At 45.3% G+C, this 19952-nt stretch carries 17 protein-coding genes; all 17 read left to right on the forward strand.

The window, feature by feature from the left end; all coding sequences use genetic code 11:
* The first annotated feature begins 2 nt into the window (after positions 1 to 2).
* Positions 3 to 2093: a BglG family transcription antiterminator gene (locus ANCC_RS05110; protein WP_006566072.1), complete on the forward strand. Its 2091-nt coding sequence runs from the start codon at positions 3 to 5 to the stop codon at positions 2091 to 2093.
* Positions 2090 to 2539: a PTS mannitol transporter subunit IIA gene (locus ANCC_RS05115; protein WP_006566071.1), complete on the forward strand. Its 450-nt coding sequence runs from the start codon at positions 2090 to 2092 to the stop codon at positions 2537 to 2539. Before ANCC_RS05110 ends, ANCC_RS05115 begins: the two co-directional genes overlap by 4 nt.
* A gap of 139 nt (positions 2540 to 2678) precedes the next feature.
* On the forward strand, positions 2679 to 3473 hold the full coding sequence (locus ANCC_RS05120) for a Cof-type HAD-IIB family hydrolase (protein WP_009288962.1): 795 nt from the start codon (positions 2679 to 2681) through the stop codon (positions 3471 to 3473).
* Positions 3467 to 4123, forward strand: a complete 657-nt coding sequence (locus ANCC_RS05125; protein WP_006566068.1) for an HAD family hydrolase — start codon at positions 3467 to 3469, stop codon at positions 4121 to 4123. The genes ANCC_RS05120 and ANCC_RS05125 overlap by 7 nt, the downstream gene beginning before the upstream one ends.
* A 25-nt stretch (positions 4124 to 4148) precedes the next feature.
* A complete protein-coding gene (locus ANCC_RS05130; RefSeq protein WP_006566067.1) occupies positions 4149 to 4796 on the forward strand; it encodes an HAD family hydrolase in 648 nt (215 codons plus the stop codon).
* A gap of 193 nt (positions 4797 to 4989) precedes the next feature.
* Positions 4990 to 6714 carry a ComEC/Rec2 family competence protein gene (locus tag ANCC_RS05135; protein ID WP_006566066.1) on the forward strand — a complete coding sequence of 575 codons (1725 nt, stop codon included), beginning with the start codon at positions 4990 to 4992 and terminating at the stop codon, positions 6712 to 6714.
* A gap of 104 nt (positions 6715 to 6818) precedes the next feature.
* Positions 6819 to 7898 carry a polyamine ABC transporter substrate-binding protein gene (locus ANCC_RS05140; protein WP_006566065.1) on the forward strand — a complete coding sequence of 360 codons (1080 nt, stop codon included), beginning with the start codon at positions 6819 to 6821 and terminating at the stop codon, positions 7896 to 7898.
* A gap of 19 nt (positions 7899 to 7917) precedes the next feature.
* Positions 7918 to 8265 (forward strand): P-II family nitrogen regulator, encoded by a 348-nt coding sequence (locus tag ANCC_RS05145; RefSeq protein ID WP_009288959.1) that lies wholly within the window; start codon positions 7918 to 7920, stop codon positions 8263 to 8265.
* 19 nt (positions 8266 to 8284) lie between these two features.
* Positions 8285 to 9412 carry an ABC transporter ATP-binding protein gene (locus ANCC_RS05150; RefSeq protein WP_039946291.1) on the forward strand — a complete coding sequence of 376 codons (1128 nt, stop codon included), beginning with the start codon at positions 8285 to 8287 and terminating at the stop codon, positions 9410 to 9412.
* Entirely contained in the window at positions 9387 to 10244 is an 858-nt protein-coding gene (locus ANCC_RS05155) for an ABC transporter permease (protein WP_006566062.1), read from the forward strand. The genes ANCC_RS05150 and ANCC_RS05155 overlap by 26 nt, the downstream gene beginning before the upstream one ends.
* 12 nt (positions 10245 to 10256) lie before the next feature.
* Positions 10257 to 11057, forward strand: coding sequence for an ABC transporter permease (locus ANCC_RS05160; protein WP_006566061.1), 801 nt, complete (start codon positions 10257 to 10259; stop codon positions 11055 to 11057).
* Between the two features lie 59 nt (positions 11058 to 11116).
* Positions 11117 to 11359 carry a FeoA family protein gene (locus tag ANCC_RS05165; protein ID WP_009288955.1) on the forward strand — a complete coding sequence of 81 codons (243 nt, stop codon included), beginning with the start codon at positions 11117 to 11119 and terminating at the stop codon, positions 11357 to 11359.
* The gene (feoB, locus tag ANCC_RS05170) at positions 11356 to 13335 is read left to right on the forward strand and encodes a ferrous iron transport protein B (RefSeq protein ID WP_006566059.1); all 1980 of its coding nucleotides are present in this window, start codon (positions 11356 to 11358) and stop codon (positions 13333 to 13335) included. The genes ANCC_RS05165 and feoB overlap by 4 nt, the downstream gene beginning before the upstream one ends.
* Positions 13336 to 13419: 84 nt before the next feature.
* On the forward strand, positions 13420 to 14226 hold the full coding sequence (locus ANCC_RS05175; RefSeq protein ID WP_006566058.1) for an alpha/beta hydrolase: 807 nt from the start codon (positions 13420 to 13422) through the stop codon (positions 14224 to 14226).
* Between the two features lie 186 nt (positions 14227 to 14412).
* Entirely contained in the window at positions 14413 to 17379 is a 2967-nt protein-coding gene (locus ANCC_RS05180) for a LamG-like jellyroll fold domain-containing protein (RefSeq protein ID WP_182483057.1), read from the forward strand.
* Between the two features lie 138 nt (positions 17380 to 17517).
* Positions 17518 to 18720: a DNA polymerase Y family protein gene (locus ANCC_RS05185; RefSeq protein ID WP_156340671.1), complete on the forward strand. Its 1203-nt coding sequence runs from the start codon at positions 17518 to 17520 to the stop codon at positions 18718 to 18720.
* 180 nt (positions 18721 to 18900) lie between these two features.
* Positions 18901 to 19605 carry a C39 family peptidase gene (locus ANCC_RS05190; RefSeq protein WP_022260737.1) on the forward strand — a complete coding sequence of 235 codons (705 nt, stop codon included), beginning with the start codon at positions 18901 to 18903 and terminating at the stop codon, positions 19603 to 19605.
* Positions 19606 to 19952: the final 347 nt, after the last annotated feature.

Here is a 19952-nt window from a genome sequence, read left to right on the forward strand (position 1 = left end):
AGATGGATCAAACGTTTTTTTCTCTTCGGCAGATAAAGCTGTTTCAGATTCTGCTCGGGCAGGATCAGTATCTGCCGATGGATCAGGCAGCAGAGAGACTTGGAGTCAGTACGAGGACCCTGTTTCGGGAAATTCAGGGGATCAACCGGGAACTTGGAGGGCTTTCAGTATATCTGGAGACAAAAACAGGAAAAGGAATCCGGCTGTCCGGTGACCGGGAAAGTTTTGCCGGCTGCCTGGAGGAAATCTCTAAGAGAGATTCTTCTCTGTTTTATTATACAAAAGAACAGCGGCGGGCACTGCTGACCATCGAATTTTTAAAAAGAAAACATATTGAAAAACTGGGATACTATGCATATAAACTGATGGTATCCGAAGCGACAATCAGCAATGACATCCAGGCTGTCAGGCCCTGGTTTCAAAAACACAGTCTGGCGCTGGAAAGGAAAGCAGGTCTTGGCATTACCGTGACCGGAGAAGAAGAAAATTTCCGAAGCGCGATCATTGACTTTCTCAATGAAAAACTGATGAGGGCAGATGTGGAGCAATTCCAGGACAGCAGAGGAGAATTCCGTGCTCTGGAATATTTCCAAAACCTTGGAAAGAACAGCAATATGGATCTGCTGAATGAAGAGATTCTTGACAAAGTCATAAAGATACTGAAGAAATGTGAAGATGAGTTTTTGAGCCGGATCACCAGGCACTCCTATATCGGACTTGTCATCCATCTGGTCATTGCCATTGAACGGCTCCTCTCCGGCAAAACGATCACGATGGAAGAAGAACTGCTTCGTGCATTAAAGGAAGATCCCTACTATAAAAAAGCAAAAGAGCTGACTGCGTATTTTGAAGAAGAGTTTCATATCGAAGTGCCGGAATCGGAGTCGGCCTATGTATTCATGCATTTAAAAGGCGCAAGAATGAAATATGCGGTGGAAAAGCAGGACGAACTGACGAAGATGCTGGATGAGTATGACTGTATGATCGTAGCAGATGATCTCATCGCAGCATTCGGGCGCCTGATGGGAGATGATTTCAGCCAGGACAAAGTACTTTACCAGGGACTGGCGTCCCATCTGAGAGCCACACTGCACCGCCTGAATTATCATATGAGGCTTGAAAATCCTCTTTTAGACCAGATAAAAGAAGACTTCAGGGATATCTTTGCCATATGCAAGTCTGTGTGCAAAGTCATGGAGACAAAATATCATCTGGAAGTCAATGAAGATGAGATCGCCTATCTGTCCTTTCATTTCGGAGCGGCAATTGAGAGAAAGAAAGCACAGATTAAACAGTCTGTCATTCTGAATGTTGCAGTCGTCTGTGCCAGCGGGATCGGCATTTCCAGTTTTCTGTCCTCCAGTATTAAGAGCCGTTTTGCGGGGACAGTCAGAGTCAGCCCGCTGTCTGTGGAACAGGTGGCATTGCGGGAAGCGGAAGGAATGGACATTATCATTTCCACGTTAAAGCTGCCCGACCAGGGAATACCGGTTATGGAAGTCGGGGCTCTGTTAAAAGAAGAGGACTTCGGCAGAATGCAGGCTTACTTTGAAATACTGAAGGAGCAGAAGATACAAAAGAAGATCCCGGATGTAAAGAATATTCGCAGGGCAGTATGCCCGGATATTGTAGAAAATCTCCGGATCTATCCGGCAGATGCATCGGAAGGGAAAGAGGAGGTTTTAAGAAAACTTCTCGGACATACAGACATGGGAGAGAAGCAAAAAGACCGGTGCCTGGAAGCGGTGATGGAGAGAGAAAAAGACGGACCGGTGGCATTAAAGGACCGTAAATTTCTGATTTTCCACTGTAATATTCCGGGAAACAATACACCGGTCCTTATGTTTTTTACATTGGATCACAAAAAGGGGACACATCCGGATTTTCAGGACTTTGACAAAGGTGCGCTGATGATCGTGGATAAAAAACAGGATAAGAAGACAAGAGATACGCTGGCCGTTATTTCTGAAGGGTTTGTCAATGATGAGAGAATTCTTGAATCCCTTGAAAAGAAAGATCCAAAAGCACTCAGATGTCAGATCAGGGAGTATTTGGAGCGTGCAAAACAAGAAGGAGATGAGGGATTGTTATGATGCAAAAGGACAAGAGCAGGAAACCTGTGCTCATAAAGGAAAATATCGTGCTGGACTGTAAGGCAGTGACGCCGGAGGAAGCCATTATCCATGCCGGAGAACTATTGCTGAGAAGCGGATACATAAAGAGCGGGTACATCAGCGGAATGCTTTCACGGGATGAAAATTTTTCTGTTTATCTTGGAAATATGCTTGCGATTGCCCATGGAGAGAAAGGTGTCAGAGACCAGATTCTTGGAACGGGGATGTCTGTTTTGATCTGTCCGGACGGTATCGACTGGCATGGGAATCTGGTCAAGATCGTTATGGGGCTTGCGGCTATTGGGGATGAGCATATGGAACTTCTGATGCACTGCGCTAATATTTTCAGTGACAGGGAACGGGTGGAACGGCTGGTGAGATGCCGGGACAGAGAACGGGTTTACAGGATGTTCGGAGGAATATAGAAAAACTATCGCAGGGCGGCGTTGAATTTAGAGTCTTGATATGATAGCATTAGCTATGGTATCAGGGCTCTTATATTTTGCAGAGATTATGAAAGATACCATTTTACAGCGACAACTATTGTTCATAGAAAGGATGCCCATGATTAGACTAATTGCAACAGATATTGACGGAACTCTGGTAGAAGAAGCAGCTATGAATCTGAATCCTGAATACTTCGATGTGATCCGGGAGTTCAGAAAACGGGGAGTTCTGTTCGTAGCAGCCAGCGGACGTCAGAGAAATAGCATTGAGCGTTTTTTTGAACCGATCAAAGATGATATTATTTTCCTGTCCGAAAATGGCGCATGTATTACATCCAGAGAATATAAACATGTGGATGTGATGGACCCATTTATCGTCAAAAGCATAATGGAGGATGCAATGGAGATTCCCGGATGTACCTGTGCTCTGAACGACGGAGAGACCAGCTATTTTGACTCCGAAATGCTTTACCGCCATATGAAGGACGACTATGGATACAATGCGGTGATGGTGGATGATTTATTTAAAGTGGAAGCAGGGGTCTGCAAAGTGTCTGTGTTCCACAACCGGAATGCGGAAGATGCGGTAGGAAAAGATTTTTATGATAAATGGGGAGGCAGGATCTACGTTGCAAGTGCAGGAGAAAAATGGGTAGACTGCATGAACCTTGGAGTAAATAAAGGAAACTCTTTGAAGCGTTTTCAGGAACATTACAATATCTCGGCAGATGAGACGCTGGCTTTCGGCGATAACATCAATGATATCGAGATGCTGAAACGGGCGGCCCACAGCTTTGCCGTGGCCAATGCCAGGGAAGAGGTAAAAGAAGCCGCAAATTTTGTGACAGATTCTAATAGAGAAGACGGTGTATTGAAGGTGTTAAAAGCAGTGCTTAGGGGGGAATTATGTTAGAAGCAGTTATTTTTGATATGGACGGAGTTATTGTAGATTCTGAACCGGGGTACTATAAAGCCCTGCTGAGGCTTCTGGATGAATTTGATGCATATGTAGATGAGGAGTATAATGCACGGTATTTTGGGACTACGATGGAAAAGCTGTTTACGGATACCATTGAGTATTTGAAACTGGATACGACTGTTGACTATTGTATTCGGCGATTCTTTGAGATTTATGAAGAAGTGGTCAGGGAAGAAGGATTTACACCGATCAAAGGGTCATTGGAGCTGATCCGTGCGCTTCATGAGGAGGGAATCCCCACAGCAGTTGCATCATCGTCTCCGATGGATCACATCGTACGGATCACTGAGAATTTAGGAGTCATTGACTGCTTTCACGCACTGGTGACAGGGGAAGATTGTGAACACTCTAAACCTGATCCGGAAGTCTTTTTAAAGGCAGCAGGTCAGCTTGGAATTAATCCAAAACATTGTGCTGTGGTGGAGGATTCCGTCAACGGTGTTTTGGCGGGCAGCCGGGCAGGCATGAAGGTTCTTGGTTTCAGCAATCCTGAATACGGAAGTCCGGCACACGAAAGGGCACACAAAGTTGTTCGGTCCATGGAAGATGTAGATGTAAGTACTTTGAGAGGATTATTTCATTAAAATACACAGATGGAGAGGAAATAGAGTGGAAGCAGTTATTTTTGACATGGACGGAGTGATCGTAGATACAGAACCCGGCTTTTATATTGTGGCTAATCAGTTTCTGGAGCGCTATGGAAAAAGTATTACTAAAGAATATTTTGAACAATTTTTCGGCGGCGCATCAGAGTACATGTGGAAGACAACGACTCAAATGCTTGGACTGGATGTTCCAGTAGAGGAATGTCTGAAGGGTACACACGAAATCCGGGAACAGCGAATCAGGGAAGAAGGCTATGAGCCTATCGAAGGCACACTGGACTTGATCCGGGAACTCCACAGTCAGGGAATTCCTCTGGCGGTGGCGTCATCTTCTTCCAAGCAGGAAATTGAGAGAGTGATGGATTATTTTGAAATCACTCATTGCTTTCAGGCACTGGTCAGCGGAAAAGACTGCGAACATCCCAAACCGGCTCCGGATGTATTTTTAAAGACGGCCCGGAAGCTTTGCATAAAGCCGGAACAGTGTCTGGTGATTGAGGATTCCAACAATGGAGTCACCGCTGCCAAGAGTGCCGGAATGGGCGTGATTGGATTCCGGAATTTAGAGGTTGCAAATCAGGAACTGAGACCTGCAGACCATGTGGTGACTTCTATGAAAGACATTACTCTGGAATTGTGCAGAAGTTTTTAAAAATTTATATAGGCAAACTAAATCTCTCCAAAGATGTTTGGGGAGATTTATTTGTTACAAAATTGTGACAATATATTGAATATATATTAAAAATGTGTTATATTAAAACCGAAATAGAGTAAATTACTTACAAGATATGCTTCAAGGTTCTGGAAGAGTTTACCAGAGAAGACAATAAGAAAAGAGGTTTATTATGAAAGCGGGCATGAAAAAATGTATCAGTTACTTGCTGACAGCAGTGTTTGTTATCTCGGCTGTATTGTCAGCGGGAGGACTGCAGAAAAAGCAGGTCCGGGCGGCAGAAAAATTTCAGATCCATTTTATAGATGTGGGTGCAGGGGATGCGGCACTGCTTCAATATGGAGATGGAGACAGTGCAAGGTATGCGTTGATTGATGCAGGACCAGATTATTATACGAGAACAAACGGGAGTAAAGTGGACACCAGTGAGCGGGTGCATAAATACCTGACGGATCATAAAGTGACAAAGCTAGAATTTGTACTGCTGACGCACCCGCACAGAGATCATATCGCAGGCATGATTAATATTTTAGAAGATGAAAATATCAAGATTGATAAAATATACGGAAATAACTTTGATTTAAGCTACTCATCCAGTGGGAATCAGGATCCGGATGACATTGAAGACACGGAATTCAGCAGTGAAGTTTATGAAGCGGTGAAGGCTGCGATTAATGTAAGAACAGATACAGGAGAGACCGTATATGAAGTGCCGGCAGCAGGAGATTCTATTAGATTGGGAAATGCAAAGATTACATTCTACGGTCCGCTCAATATGGATTTTACATACGGAAGAAAAGTTGATCTGAATATTCGGCAGGAAAATAAGTATTCGATTGTCTGTAAAGTTGAGTATGGGAAAAATTCGTTCTTAATGACGGGTGATGCACAGAAGGAGACAATACAGCAGATTGTTTCAAAAGGATATGATTTGTCGGCACAAGTACTGAAAGTGCCCCATCACGGAATGCAGGATGTAGTGGAAAGCAACAAAGTAGGAGACTGGACATCAGACCATAAGTATTTGTTTGACAAGGTGAATGCACCGATTTCTGTGGTAAGCAATGGCTATGATAATAAAAATAAATCACCGAAAGCAAAGACCCTGAGAGATCTGGAGAAAAGCGATGTCTACCTGACCAGCAACCGCGGTACGATTATTGTGTCCTCTGACGGAACAAACCTGTCTGTTAAGACAGAAAAAGGAAACAGTGCACCGAGTTACGCAGGCGATTATAACCCGGCAAAGAAAGCATCACCGACGATGAAAAGCGTCAGCGTATCCAGCAACGGAAAGAACAAACTGGTGCCGACGACTTACAGTGCGGCCAACAGCTATAAGCTTTACGAAAAGAAAAATGTGACGGTTAAATTTTCAGGGACGCCTCAGCCGTTTACGAAAGTAAAGAGCGTCCAGTATAAGTTTGTCAAAAAAGGCGTGGACAACCGGACAGTTCCTTACCGCAGCGGAAGTTCTGTGGCAGTAAAGAACGGATCGGTGGGAAGAATTTATGTAAAATACAATACATGGCTCGGCTCCACCGTCATCAAGCTTCCGGGATTTACGGTCGATACTTCTGCACCTTCCAGTGCAAAGATCAAAGGCAGCAAGTCAGGCATCAAGACTTATAAGACATCTGCGAAAAACCGCTATAACAAGAAGTATAAGAAGTCTATTAAACTGACATTTTCTGCCTCTTACGGGACAAGCGGGAAGTCCAAAGTCCAGTATAAGATCGTCCCCAAGGGCAAGAAAAATACAAAGTATAAATGGAAAACAGGAAACAGTGTGACGTATAAGAAAAAAAAGAAATGGGTCCGCGTTTATGTGAAGTTTACCGACAAATCAGGAAATACGACTACGAGAAAAACAAACGGATTTTATATTAAAAAATAATAGACAAATGAAAAAAGATGGTAGATAATAGGATAGAAAGAATGAATGTCGTCAGTGTAAGCTGACGGCATTTTAAATATGGAAGATTATAAAGGAGAAGTGATATGAGAAAAACAAAAGTAACAGTCCTGCTGCTTCTGATGGCACTTACCGTATCTTTGCTGGCCGGATGCGGCGGGAAGGAAGAAGAAAAAACAAAAGACGGATATGCAAAGAAATTGTACCTGTATAATTGGACAGAATATATCCCGCAGAGTGTGATGGATGGATTTGAGAAGGAATATGGCATCAAAGTTGTGGAATCCACATTTACGTCCAACGAAGAGATGCTTGCCAAGCTGACGGCCGGAGGGACCGGACAGTATGACATGACCATCGCCAGCAATTATGTGATCGATGCCATGAAAGAACAGGACCTGATCGAGCCGATCCAAATGGATCAGGTGAAAAATGTGAAGTATCTGGACAAAAGCACGCTGAACCAGCCATTTGATAAGAACAATGAATACACGATTCCATATATGACTTCATTTACAGTGCTGTGTGGAAACAAAAAGAAGTTAAAAGAGCTGGGTGTGGATATCAAAAGTTTTAATGATCTGACCAACCCGAAACTAAAGAATAATATTGTGCTTGTAGATGATATAAGGGAAATTGCCGCTATGGCGCTGAAAGTTAAAGGATACAGCTCCAGTACCACAAAGGAAGATGAGATTATGAGCACACTGCCGTGGCTTAAGAAGCTGGCGAAAAATGTGAAGGTCTATGATGCTGATGCACCGAAAAGCGTAATGATCTCCAATGACGTGGCAGTCGGTCTCATGTACAGTATGGATGCGGCTATGGCTATTGAAGAGAATAAAGACCTGGACGTGATCTATACAAAAGAGCCTGCCCAGAAATGTCTGGACAATTTTGTAATCATCAAGGGGGCAAAGCATGCTAAAGAGGCAAGGCTGTTCATCGATTATGTTTTACGGCCTGAAAACTATAAAAAAGTTCTGGATGAGTACTATGGCGTATGCATCAATAACGGTACAAAGAAGCTGCTGGATGACCATTATCTGAAAAATCCCGGTGCAAATGTCGATCGGAAAGAGTTAAAAAGGGCAGAATATATTGATGATGTAAAGGATGCGGCGAGCATCTATGACGATCTGTATACGAAATTAAAAACAGAGTAAATAAATGGGAGGAATGAGTATGAAAGCGATGAAACGTCTGGATATTATCATCCGTCCGGAGAAATTAGAAAAGTTAAAAGAGATACTGGAAAAGAAAGACTATTCGGGCATGACCGTATTCACGGCAATGGGATGCGGATATCAGGAAGGCTTTATCCCTGAATTTGAGGAGATGAATTTTGAGATCAATCTGCTGCCGAAGGTTGTCGTGATGGTTGTCGTGTGGGAAGAAGACGTGGAGGATCTGCTGGGAGCGATCCATGAGGAACTGGCCACCGGACAGGTGGGAGACGGAAGGGTCTTTATATCCCCGGTGGACGATGTGATGCGCATCCGCACCGGAGAACGGGGCGCTGAAACTTTATAGAAGGGTGGTGGAAACTTCGTTGAAAAATATCATCGTACGCTTAAGAGACATAGAAAAAAACTACGGAGGAAAATCTGTCATTGATCATCTGAATCTGGATGTGGCACAGGGTGAATTTTTGACCCTCCTCGGTCCGTCAGGCTGCGGAAAAACGACGACGCTTCGGATGATCGGAGGTTTTGAAGATACGGACGGCGGACAAATTTTTCTGGAAGATAAAGACGTGGCCGGCAAAGCGCCGAATCACCGGGATGTGAACACGGTGTTTCAGAGCTATGCGCTGTTTCCTCACATGAACGTTTTTGACAATGTGGCTTTTGGCCTTGTGGAAAAAAAGGTGCCGAAAGCGGAAATCAAAAAACGGGTGGATGAGATGATTGAATTGGTTCAGCTTCAGGGGATGGAAAAGAGGATGCCGTCTCAGATGTCCGGCGGACAGAAACAGAGAGTTGCCATCGCCAGAGCGCTGGTGAACCGGCCAAAGGTGCTTCTTCTGGATGAGCCGCTGGGAGCTCTGGATTTAAAATTGAGAAAGCAGATGCAGTTTGAACTGAAAGAACTGCAGAAAAAGCTGAAGATCACATTCATTTACGTGACACACGACCAGGAAGAAGCACTGACTATGAGCGACCGGATTGCAGTTATGAATGAGGGAAGGATCGAACAGCTGGGGACTCCGGTCGAGATCTACAATCACCCTAAGACAAAATTTGTAGCTGATTTTATCGGGGAGTCCAATATTTTTGAAGCTTACATTGAGGAGAAGAAGGGAAACAGGATTTCTCTCGTGATGGAGTCCGGGAAAGTGGAACTTGACGCTCCGGATTTTGAATACGATGAGATGGTCTATGTATGTGTACGGCCGGAGAATATGAAAGCGTCCATGGAACCCAGGGATGGATTTACCCTGAGAGGGACTGTGATGGAACATATTTTTGTTGGTTCCACTATAAAGACCATCATAGAACTACCCAGCAGTCAGCTGGTCAAGATGACAAATCCTCCGGAAGACGAAGTAATCCCGGTGGGTACCAACGTATATCTTTACTGGCTTCCCAAAAAAGCTGTGGTTATGCACACACGGGAAGACCGGGTCTATGAGATTATAGAGGGGGCCGGAAATGAAAATGAAAAAGAAGAGCAATAAGATACCGTTTCTGGCAACCGTATCGCCGGCTATTATCTGGCTTATTTTATTTTTGGTGCTGCCGCTTTTGTATATCGTGGGCATCAGCTTCATGAAAAAGGGGCTTTACGGGGGTGTGATTCAGACCTTTGATCTGACAGCCTATAAGACTATGTTCCAGTCGAAGTATATGAAGATCCTGTTAGACTCACTGTGGCTGTCATTGAAGACTACCGGGCTCTGCCTGCTGTTTGGCTATCCTTTTGCCTATATCATTTCAAATACAAAGAAAAAATGGAAACCGTTTTGTGTCCTGCTGATCATGCTGCCTTTCTGGATCAATTCTCTGATCCGAACTTACGGATGGAACAGTATCCTCCGGGAGCAGGGAATATTAAATACACTCCTGATGCAGCTGGGGATCATAAAACAGCCGCTTCAGATGCTCTATACAGACGGGGCAGTCCTGCTGGGTATGGTGTATGCGCTGATCCCGTTTACAGTGCTGCCGCTGTATTCTTCCATTGAAAAGCTTGATCATTCCCTTTTGGAGGCGGCCAGCGATCTGGGAGCATCCAAGGTACATGTGTTCCGAAAAGTCATACTTCCCCTCACGATGCCGGGGATTTTCGCGGCATCGGTTCAGACCTTTATTCCGTCTCTGGGATACTTCTTTATCACAGATATGATGGGAGGAGCCACCACGATGAACATTGGAAATGTGATCAAGAACCAATTTCTGACTGCGAGAAACTGGCCTCTCGGAGCGGCGCTTGCGATCGCGCTCATCGCAGTTACCATCGTTATTATGAAGCTGTATACACGGGTCGGAAGCATAGAAGATATGGTATAGGAGGAATGAGCAATGAAAAAGAAAAAGATTGGATTCCGCCCTTTGGCACTGTGCTATGCATGTCTTTTCTATCTGTTTTTATATTTGCCGATCGCTGTGGTCGTTGTATTTTCCTTTAATACATCTCAGCTGAATGTGACCTTTCAGGGTTTTACATTCGAGTGGTATGGAAGGATGTTTGAAAATGTCCAGCTGATGCAGTCATTTTTCAACACGCTGATCGTAGCGGCTGTCAGCACCCTGCTTTCCGTGATTCTTGGGACACTGTGTGCCGTAGGTATGTATCGTTTTAAATTCAGAGGAAGGGAGACTGTCAGCAATCTGCTGTATATTCCCATCGTGATTCCGGAGATCGTGCTCGGAATTGCTGTGCTGGCATTTTTTACATTGGTGAAAATACAGATGAGTATGGCTACCCTGATTATTTCTCATGTGACGTTTTCCATGCCCTTTGTAGTTATCACAGTGCGGTCGAGGCTTGCGGGCTTTGATCCTTCCGTGGAGGAGGCGGCAAGAGACCTGGGGGCAAATGACTGGAGAATCTTTCGCAGGGTAACGCTGCCGATGATCCTGCCGGGGGTTTTATCCGGAGCCATGCTGGCGCTCACGATGTCGCTGGATGACGTGGTGGTCAGCTTTTTCACAACCGGGCCGGACAGCATGACACTTCCGATCAAGATCCTCGGAATGGTGAGAAAGGGAGTGTCGCCGGACGTCAATGCGCTCTCGACGCTGATGATCCTTGGGACGGTCCTTATTATGCTGGCCGCAACATTTTTTGAGATGAGAATGGAAAAGAAAGAAGAAGCTTGACACAGAGCTTTATATGACGTACTATTTTGTTGAGAACAATTATCAAAATGGAGCGAAAGATGAGATTAACAGAGACAAATCCAGGTAATCAGTATCTGGTGGAAGAAATCCAGCTGGAACTTGCAACGAAACGCCGTCTGGAATCTCTCGGCATGACGGAAGGTTCTAAAATTAACGTGATGCGGAAGAAGCGCAACGGGGCTGTGATCATTAAGATCAGAGGGACCCGATTTGCTCTCGGAAGAGAGATTGTTATGGGGATCAAGGTCAGGGACCGTGCAGGAAAGAGGGATTTATCATGAGTGCAGAGGAATTGCAGGTCGGATTCGTGGGAAATCCGAACTGCGGAAAGACTACGTTATTTAACGCCTATACCGGGGCCAAGCTTAAAGTGGCAAACTGGCCTGGTGTCACGGTGGAAAAGAAAGAAGGGGCTTTAAAATACCACAATCACATGTACAGGCTGGTGGACCTTCCCGGTATCTACAGCCTGACGTCCTATACAATGGAAGAAAAGCTGTCCAGGGAATATATACTTCAGGATGATGTGGATGTCATCGTTGATGTGGCAGATGCATCTGCGCTGGAACGCAATCTTTATTTGACTTTATGCCTGATCGAGCTTGGAAAGCCTGTGATTCTGGCTTTAAATATGATGGATATTGTCAAGGAGCGGGGAATGGAGCTGGACCTCCACCGTCTTCCTGAGGTGCTGGGGATTCCGGTGGTGCCGGTTTCCGCCCGGAAAAAGACCGGTCTGGAAGTGCTCATGCATGCGGTAGCCCATCACAAGGTAGAGGGCAATGACCGCCAGGTCTTTGACTATCCTGACAGGATCGAGGAAAAGATTACAAAGATCAGACTGCGGCTGAAGGAAAAATATCCGGATATGCAGAACAGCCGGTGGTATGCAATAAAACTTCTCGAACAGGACGAGGAAGTCACACAAAAGTACGGAACTCTTGTGGAAGGGATTGTGGACAGGTCCTATGAGAATGATATTATCAATGAAAAATATCACTTTATTGAGCGGGTTATGGCTGAAGTTTTGGTTAACAAAGAAAAGAAGGAAGTATTTACCGATAAGATCGACAATGTCCTGACGCATCCGGTCCTGGGAATTCCTATCTTTCTTGGCATTATGGCCGTGGTATTTTTCCTGACATTTACGGTCGGAGATTTCTTAAAAGGATATGTCGAGATGATGATCGACTATGTCAGCGGGTACATAATAGGCGGACTTGAAAGTCTGGGAGCGGGAGCGTGGGTGATCTCCCTCATGAAGGACGGAGTATTTGCCGGAGTGGGAGGCGTACTTTCTTTTGTACCGAATATCTTTATTCTGTTTTTGAGTCTGGGACTTCTGGAGGACAGCGGATATATGTCCAGAGTCGCATTTGTCATGGACAGCGTTATGGACAAACTGGGCCTCTCCGGAAGGGCATTTATTCCGATGCTTCTGGGATTCGGATGCAGCGTGCCGGCAGTCATGGCATCAAGGGCTCTGGAAGATGAAAGGGACCGGGAGAGGACGATCATGCTGATCCCGTTTATGTCATGCAGTGCAAAGCTTCCTATTTACCTCGTGTTTTCCCAGCTGTTTTTTGGAAAAGCCGCCATGTTAGTGGCTTATTCCATGTATATCCTGGGGCTGGTTCTGGGGATTTTTGTGGCGTTTGTCCACAGTAAGATGCTCAAAGGAAGTGTAAAACAGCCGCTTCTGATCGAACTGCCGGAATATAAGACGCCAAATAAGCGGACGATTGCTATCTATGTGTGGAGCAAGCTGAAAGATTTCCTCTCAAAGGCGGGAACGACGATCTGTGCCGCATCCATCGTCATGTGGGTGCTGCTCAATCTGAATCATACAGGGCTGGTCAGCGACATGAGTCAGAGTTTTGGGGCTTCTTTTGGAAAATTTTTAGTGCCTCTGCTGGCCCCGGCAGGTCTTGGACTCTGGCAGATCGTAGTCATGCTGATTTCAGGGCTGGCGGCCAAGGAAGTGGTGGCATCAAGCTTTATGGTCCTGTTTCAGGTATCATCGTCTTCGGACGCAAATATTGTGCACATGCTGTCCGGAATGGGCTTCACTTCGCTGAATGCTTACTGCCTGCTGGTGTTCTGCCTTCTGTATACACCTTGTCTTGCAACCGTCATGACTATAAGAAAAGAGACAGGGTCCACCCGGTGGACGCTGGGGCTGGTCGCTTTTCAGATGGTGTTTGCATGGGCCGTGACAGTCATTATATTTCAGACAGGCAGTCTTCTGTTGGGCTGACAGGAAAGAATATCCTTTCCAATGGCATGAAATTGTATTAAAATAAATACAAACAAGGAAACCAGCCACGATGGGAGGTATGCCATGAGAAAGGAATTTACATTTCACACATCTGACGGGACAGGTCTTTATATGGTTCAGGATGTGACAGCACCGCCGAAGGCCGCAGTGATCATTGTTCACGGTCTCTGCGAGCATTTAGGAAGGTATGAGTATCTGACGGAACGGCTCTGTGAGCGCAATCTGATGGTCTACCGGTTTGATCACAGGGGACATGGAAAATCAGAAGGAAAAAGAGTCTACTATGACCGTTTTGAGACGATCAGCGATGATGTCAATGAAGTGGCGGAGCGTGTAAAAAGCCACAACGAAGGGCTTCCTCTGTTCATCATAGGGCACAGCATGGGCGGCTATGCGGTTTCCTGTTTCGGGGCTAGATATCCGGGAAAGGCAGACGGGATCATCCTTTCCGGCGCACTGACCAGATACAATACCAAATGTGCGGGAGAACTTCCGCTTTCCGTGCCGGGAGACACTTATGTACCCAATGCACTGGGTGACGGGGTGTGCAGCGATCCGGAAGTCGTGGAGGCATACAACAACGATCCTCTGGTGGAGAAGGAAATTTCTGCGGCGCTTTTAAACAGCATTTATGAAGGAGTGGAATGGCTGAAAGAGAACAGCGGAAAGTTCACCGATCCTGTACTGATCCTTCACGGGGCCAACGACGGGCTGGTCAGTGAAAAGGATTCCAGGGAACTGTTTGGGGATATTTCCTCTGAGGATAAGACGCTTAAGATTTATGCGAAACTTTTTCATGAAATTTATAATGAAGTGGAGAAAGAAGAAGTCATCGACGATACGCTGTTTTGGATTGAAAAACATTTATAATTGTGGAAAACCGAAAGATCTTTTGTTAAACGCAAAAGATCTTTTTTTACATTCAACGTGTATTTTTTCCAAATCTTTTAAGGAAGTTTAACTCTTTGCCGGCTGATGGAGTCTTAAAAACCTTCTACAATGAAAGAGGCTTTTGAGTGCTTTACAGAAAACTGGAGAGAAAAAGGAGATGGAAACATGTTAAGAAAAATAAAACGGGCAGCGGCTTGTGCCATGTCAGCAGTGCTTTTGTCGGCAGGAACTTTGGCTCCTGTAAAAGCCGCGTCATGGACAGCACCCCAGCAGACAGAATGGCAGGAGCTTTCCAGAGACAATGTAAAAGTCCGGTTTGCAGTAGGGAGTGACCTGCACATCGGAAGAAATGAGGATGCATCGGAAAAATTAAGAAATGCTTTTGATGCATTTTATCAGACGGACAGCCAGCTGGATGCGGCCATTTTTGTGGGAGATATAACGAATAATGGGGCTGAGGGGGAATATACGAAACTCATCGATATTCTCAACAATAAACTGAAAGATCACACGAAGCTAGGAATGATGATGGGGAACCACGAATTCAACACCGCATCCGGAGCTGTAGACCGCTATAAGGCGGCAATGTCCAAACTGAAGCAGGGTGTGAACCGGCAGGATACGAATAACAATATCACAGTCGGTGACGGTTACCATATCATTACAATGAGTGCTAAGAATTATGGGGGAGATTATACAGACAATTATGAATGGCTGAAGCAGCAGCTTGAGGAGGCGGCAGCGGAAGATCCTGAGAAACCTATCTTTTTGGCTCAGCACCATGGGTTTAAGGATACGGCCTATGTGACTAATGAATGGTATGGAAACTTCGGAGATATTCAGGAACTGTTAAAACAATATCCCCAGGTCATCGATTTTTCGGGACATTCCCATGCCACACTGAATGATCCACGTTCGATTAATCAGGATCTTGGGTTTACAGCGATCCAGGACGGGACGATTGGGGCCTATTTTGAAAATGAGTCCGGAAAGATGGAAGGGACCAGACCGGCTGACAGTGAAAACGCATCCCAGGCGCTGATGGTGGAAGTTGACGGCGAAAATCAGGTGACGATCCGCAGAATGGATCTGACCGAAGGAAATTATATAGGGAAATCATGGACCCTGGATATACCTGAACTGGTCAGGCAAAAGTCATTTCCTTACACCACAGAGAAAAGGACCGCAGAGAGCGCTGTTCCGACTTTCCCAGAGGGAGCCGAAGTCACGGCTTCAAATGTAAAAGAAGCTTCTGCAGATCTCACTTTTACCCAGGGACAAAATGAAGATAAGAATGATGACGGCTGGGTGCATTCTTACAGGATCAAAGCAGTCAACAAAAACACAGGTAAAGCAGATGTGGATAAGCTGACTTTCTCTGACTATTATATGCCGCCGATGCAGAAAGAACTCACCAAAACAGTCACCGGACTGGCCGATGATACCGAATACCGGATCGAAGTTACAGCGATAAATCCGTTTCAAAAAGAAAGTACACAGAAACTTGCGGCTGACATTAAAACAGCACCTCTGCTGACAGAGGAAGAGTTAAAAAAAGAAGCTCCCAAAGCCGATCTGCTGGATGTGGATTTCATAACCGGCACAGCGGATGACAAGTCAGATGCCGCTCATGAAGCGATCAAAAAAGGGAATCCGGTCATTGCAAAAAATTCGGTTCTTGAAAGGAAGGCCGCAAAGTTTGACGGCAGTTCTGCATTTGCCTATTCTTTCAAAACAGAGGAATATACGAAAATGCAGAAAGGTTACACAATGGAGTGTATGATGAAACTGGACAGCAAGGGGAATCCATTTTCTGACCAGGAGAGCGCGGGAGCGGGTTTTGAGTTGAATTCAGACGGAAAGACACTGGAATTCTGGTCCAGACACGGCAGCAGTTATAAAAAACCAACAGCGCAGATTGACACTTCCAAGTGGGTTCATGCGGCGGCAGTCTATGACGGCTCTGTCATAAAGCTGTATGTAAACGGAAAATTGAAAGATACGGTTTCTGCCTCTGACCAGTGGGTGATTCCGGCGGATGGCGCCAAATACTTTTTCGTCGGGGCAGATACAAATAAAAACGGAGAAATCCAGAATGCGGTTAGGGGAGAGATTGCCTCTGCAAGGATTTACAGCAGGGCATTGTCCATTGGTGAAATTACGAAACTTTACTGGAAAGAAGCAAAAACAAACATTTCCTTTGCCGGAAATGCGTCCTTTACGGCGACCAGGGGAAACTCTTATACCGTTCCTGCGGCATCTGCACAGATTGCCGCAACAGGTGATTCTTCAGTTAAAGTGACGGAGGAAGTCAGGGATTCCAAAGGAAACACGGTCGCTCTAAACAACCGTAAATTTACAGTCACAGACAACGCCTATACAATTACCTACAAAGCAAATGATACAGAGCTTAAAAAAGAACTGCAGGTCCGGGAACCTGCCGCGCCGTCTGCGGACGGAAAGAAAGTTCTGGAAGAAAAGCAGGGATTCCGTATTACGATTCATAATAAGGCGGCAAATGCTTCGGTTTCTTACAAGAGCAGCAATCCTTCCGTGGCATCGGTCAGCACTTACGGCTATATAACCGCCAAAAAGGCGGGCACGGCAGTGATCACAACAACTGTGACACAAAATCAGAGGACTTATCAATTAAAGACAACCGTGACTGTCGTGAAAAAGCCTTCTGTATCATCAAAGAAAACGATTTATGCCGGAAAAAGCTGTCGGATTAACATTAACAACAGATATAAGGGAGCAAAAGTTTCTTATAAAACTTCCAATAAATCCGTGGCATCTGTCAGCTCCTCCGGAAAAGTCACCGGAAAGAAAGCGGGCACAGCCTATATCACAGCTGCAGTCGTTCAGAACGGAAAAACTTATACCCTGAAGACAAAAGTAACTGTCAAGGCTTACATTAAAGTGACAAGGGCATATAAAACTGTGAAAAAGGGACGTAAAGTAACTTTTAAAGCAAAAGCATACGGCACCGGAAAATCTGTGAAATGGTCTGTTTCCAACAAGAGAGCTTCTATTTCAAAGAAAGGAAAGTTTAAAGCAAAGAAAAAGGGAAAAGTTTATGTCATCATGAAGTCCGGAAAGATCACAAAGAAATATCGTGTGAGAATCAAATAATAGTAACAGTGTAAAGCTTAAGCCGGCTGGCAGCCCGGAATTCTCTTTGAGATGTTCGGGCTGCCTTTCTTTGTTTTGTTGAAAACATATGTTTGGGTGTGTTATAATTTTTTACAGCGATAAAAAGGAGTGATGATAATGAGTTCCAGGGTGATCTTTCATATTGATGTCAATTCTGCCTATTTGAGCTGGGAAGCAGTCTATGGGATTTCCGTGCGGAAAGATGAGGTGGATCTGAGGGAAGTACCGTCCATCATTGGCGGAGATGAGTCCAAGCGCCGCGGGATCGTGCTGGCGGCGTCCATACCTGCTAAGAAAAAGGGAATACGCACGGCGGAGACTGTCCGTGAAGCATTGAATAAATGCCCGGATCTTATCATTCGCCCGCCCTGTCACGGGATGTATGACAAGTTCTCAAAAGCTTTTTTAAAAGAGGCGCTGAAGTTTTCACCGGTTCTTGAGAAGTTCAGCATCGATGAGGCTTTTTTGGATATGACGGAGACTGTTGGACAGTATAAGAGTCCTTATGAGGCGGCCTGCCTGCTGAAAGACCGGATTTATGAAAAGCTAGGTTTTACGGTCAATATCGGTGTGGCGCCGAATAAACTGCTGGCTAAGATGGCGTCTGACTTTGAAAAACCAAATAAAGTGCATACCTTGTTCCGGGAGGAAGTGCCCAATAAGATGTGGCCTCTGCCTGTAGAAAATCTGCTTTTTGTAGGTCCTGCCACAAAAAAGAAACTTCATAATCTGGGTATCCGGACGATCGGGGAACTGGCACATATAAATCCGGAATTATTAAAGTCCCACATAGGGAACAAACACGGCATACAGATCTATGAATACGCCAATGGAATTGACAGGGCACCGGTAGAAGCCCAGCAGGCTGACAGCAAAGGATACGGCAACAGCATAACACTGCCGTCAGATATTGATTCATTAGAGGAAGCGGACACGGTTGTATTATCCCTGGCAGAGACCGTTGCCTCCAGGCTCAGAGCCGACCGGGTCAAAGCTTCCTGCATCACGGTGGAGATCAAGGACTGCCAATTTCGCCGAAGTTCCCATCAGAAAAAACTTTTTGCACCTACGGATATTACCAATGAGATCGTGCAGGCGGCAAAGGAACTATACAGGGAGAAATTCCGGGGGACTTCTGTCCGGCTGATCGGTGTGCGTGCCTCGGATATCACAAAAGAAGAGTTTGCACAGATGGATTTCCTGAGTGATAAGAAAAAAGAAAAACTCAGGATGCTGGATCAGTCCATCGATGCCATCAGAATAAAATATGGAAAGGATGCAGTACAGCGGGCCAGGTTCCTGGGCGGGAAAATAGACTGATTCATATATGGACGTTTGTCTTGCAAAGACAGCTGTTTGACGATAAAAGACAACGGATCTCGAAGAAATTTCACGAAAATATTACAAAAGTATTAAAAATAGTACTTGCTTCTTGGAATAAACCTTGTTATACTTCGAATTGTGGGGAAAAATGCGCAAAGAATCGGAGGGAAACAGGGAATGAAGATTCTGAACTTGAAACGCATCATATGTACACTGATGTGCTGCGTTATGTTGGGCATGCTATTTCAGGTGACAAATGTACCGGCGGCAGAGGGAGACAAAAAAGAACTTAATGTAGTTTATTATAATCAGGCGGATTATCCCGGTAAGAAAATCGGGAAGAGCACGATCAAGGCTGCAGGCTGCGGGCCGACCTGCATTGCAGTCTGTTACAGTTCACTGACGGGGAAGAAAGTCAGTGTGCCGAAGATGTGCAAAATTGCCTATAAAAAAGGCTGGTATATCAACGGACAGGGATGTGTCCATCAGGTGATTCCGGGATTGGCAAAAGAATACGGACTGGACTGCAAAGGTCTGGGAACTAATTATGAGGCAATAAAAAAAGCTCTGAAAAACGGGCATCCGGTGGTTGCTCTGGTAGGACCCGGAGACTTTACAAAAAATGGACACTTTATCGTATTGACCAGGATGGTCGGAAAAGATAAGGTAAAGGTTGCCGATGTAGGAAGCCGTGCCAATACAGCCGAGACATGGTCGTTAAAGAAGGTTGTAAGCCAGGGAAAAGAAGGCGCAGATGCCGGAGGACCTTTCTGGGAGATCAGCTATACAGAACCGGAAAAGCAAGTACAGGAAAAAGGAATTGATCACGGTCTGCTGAAGATAGGGAATAAAATTGATCTGAAAAAACATATAGAAAATTAGAAGTATAAAAGCAGATGCTGTTAAGAATTACGGCATCTGCTTTTTTTCTGGAACAGACGAAGTAAAGATGATAAGATATACACACAAGACATACTGTATTCTATACCTTATCGCGCAAAGCGCGCCACCCGAAGGGTATGAAATACGGTGTGCCCTATGGGTATACCTTATCGCGCAAAGCGCGCCACCCGAAGGGTATGAAATACGGTGTGCCCTATGGGTATACCTTATCGCGCAAAGCGCGCCACCCGAAGGGTATGAAATACGGTGTGCCCTATGGGTATACCTTATCGCGCAAAGCGCGCCACCCAAAGGGTATGAAATACGGTGTGCCCTATGGGTATGAG

Source organism: Anaerostipes caccae L1-92, from assembly GCF_014467075.1.
Taxonomy (GTDB): Bacteria; Bacillota; Clostridia; order Lachnospirales; family Lachnospiraceae; genus Anaerostipes; species Anaerostipes caccae.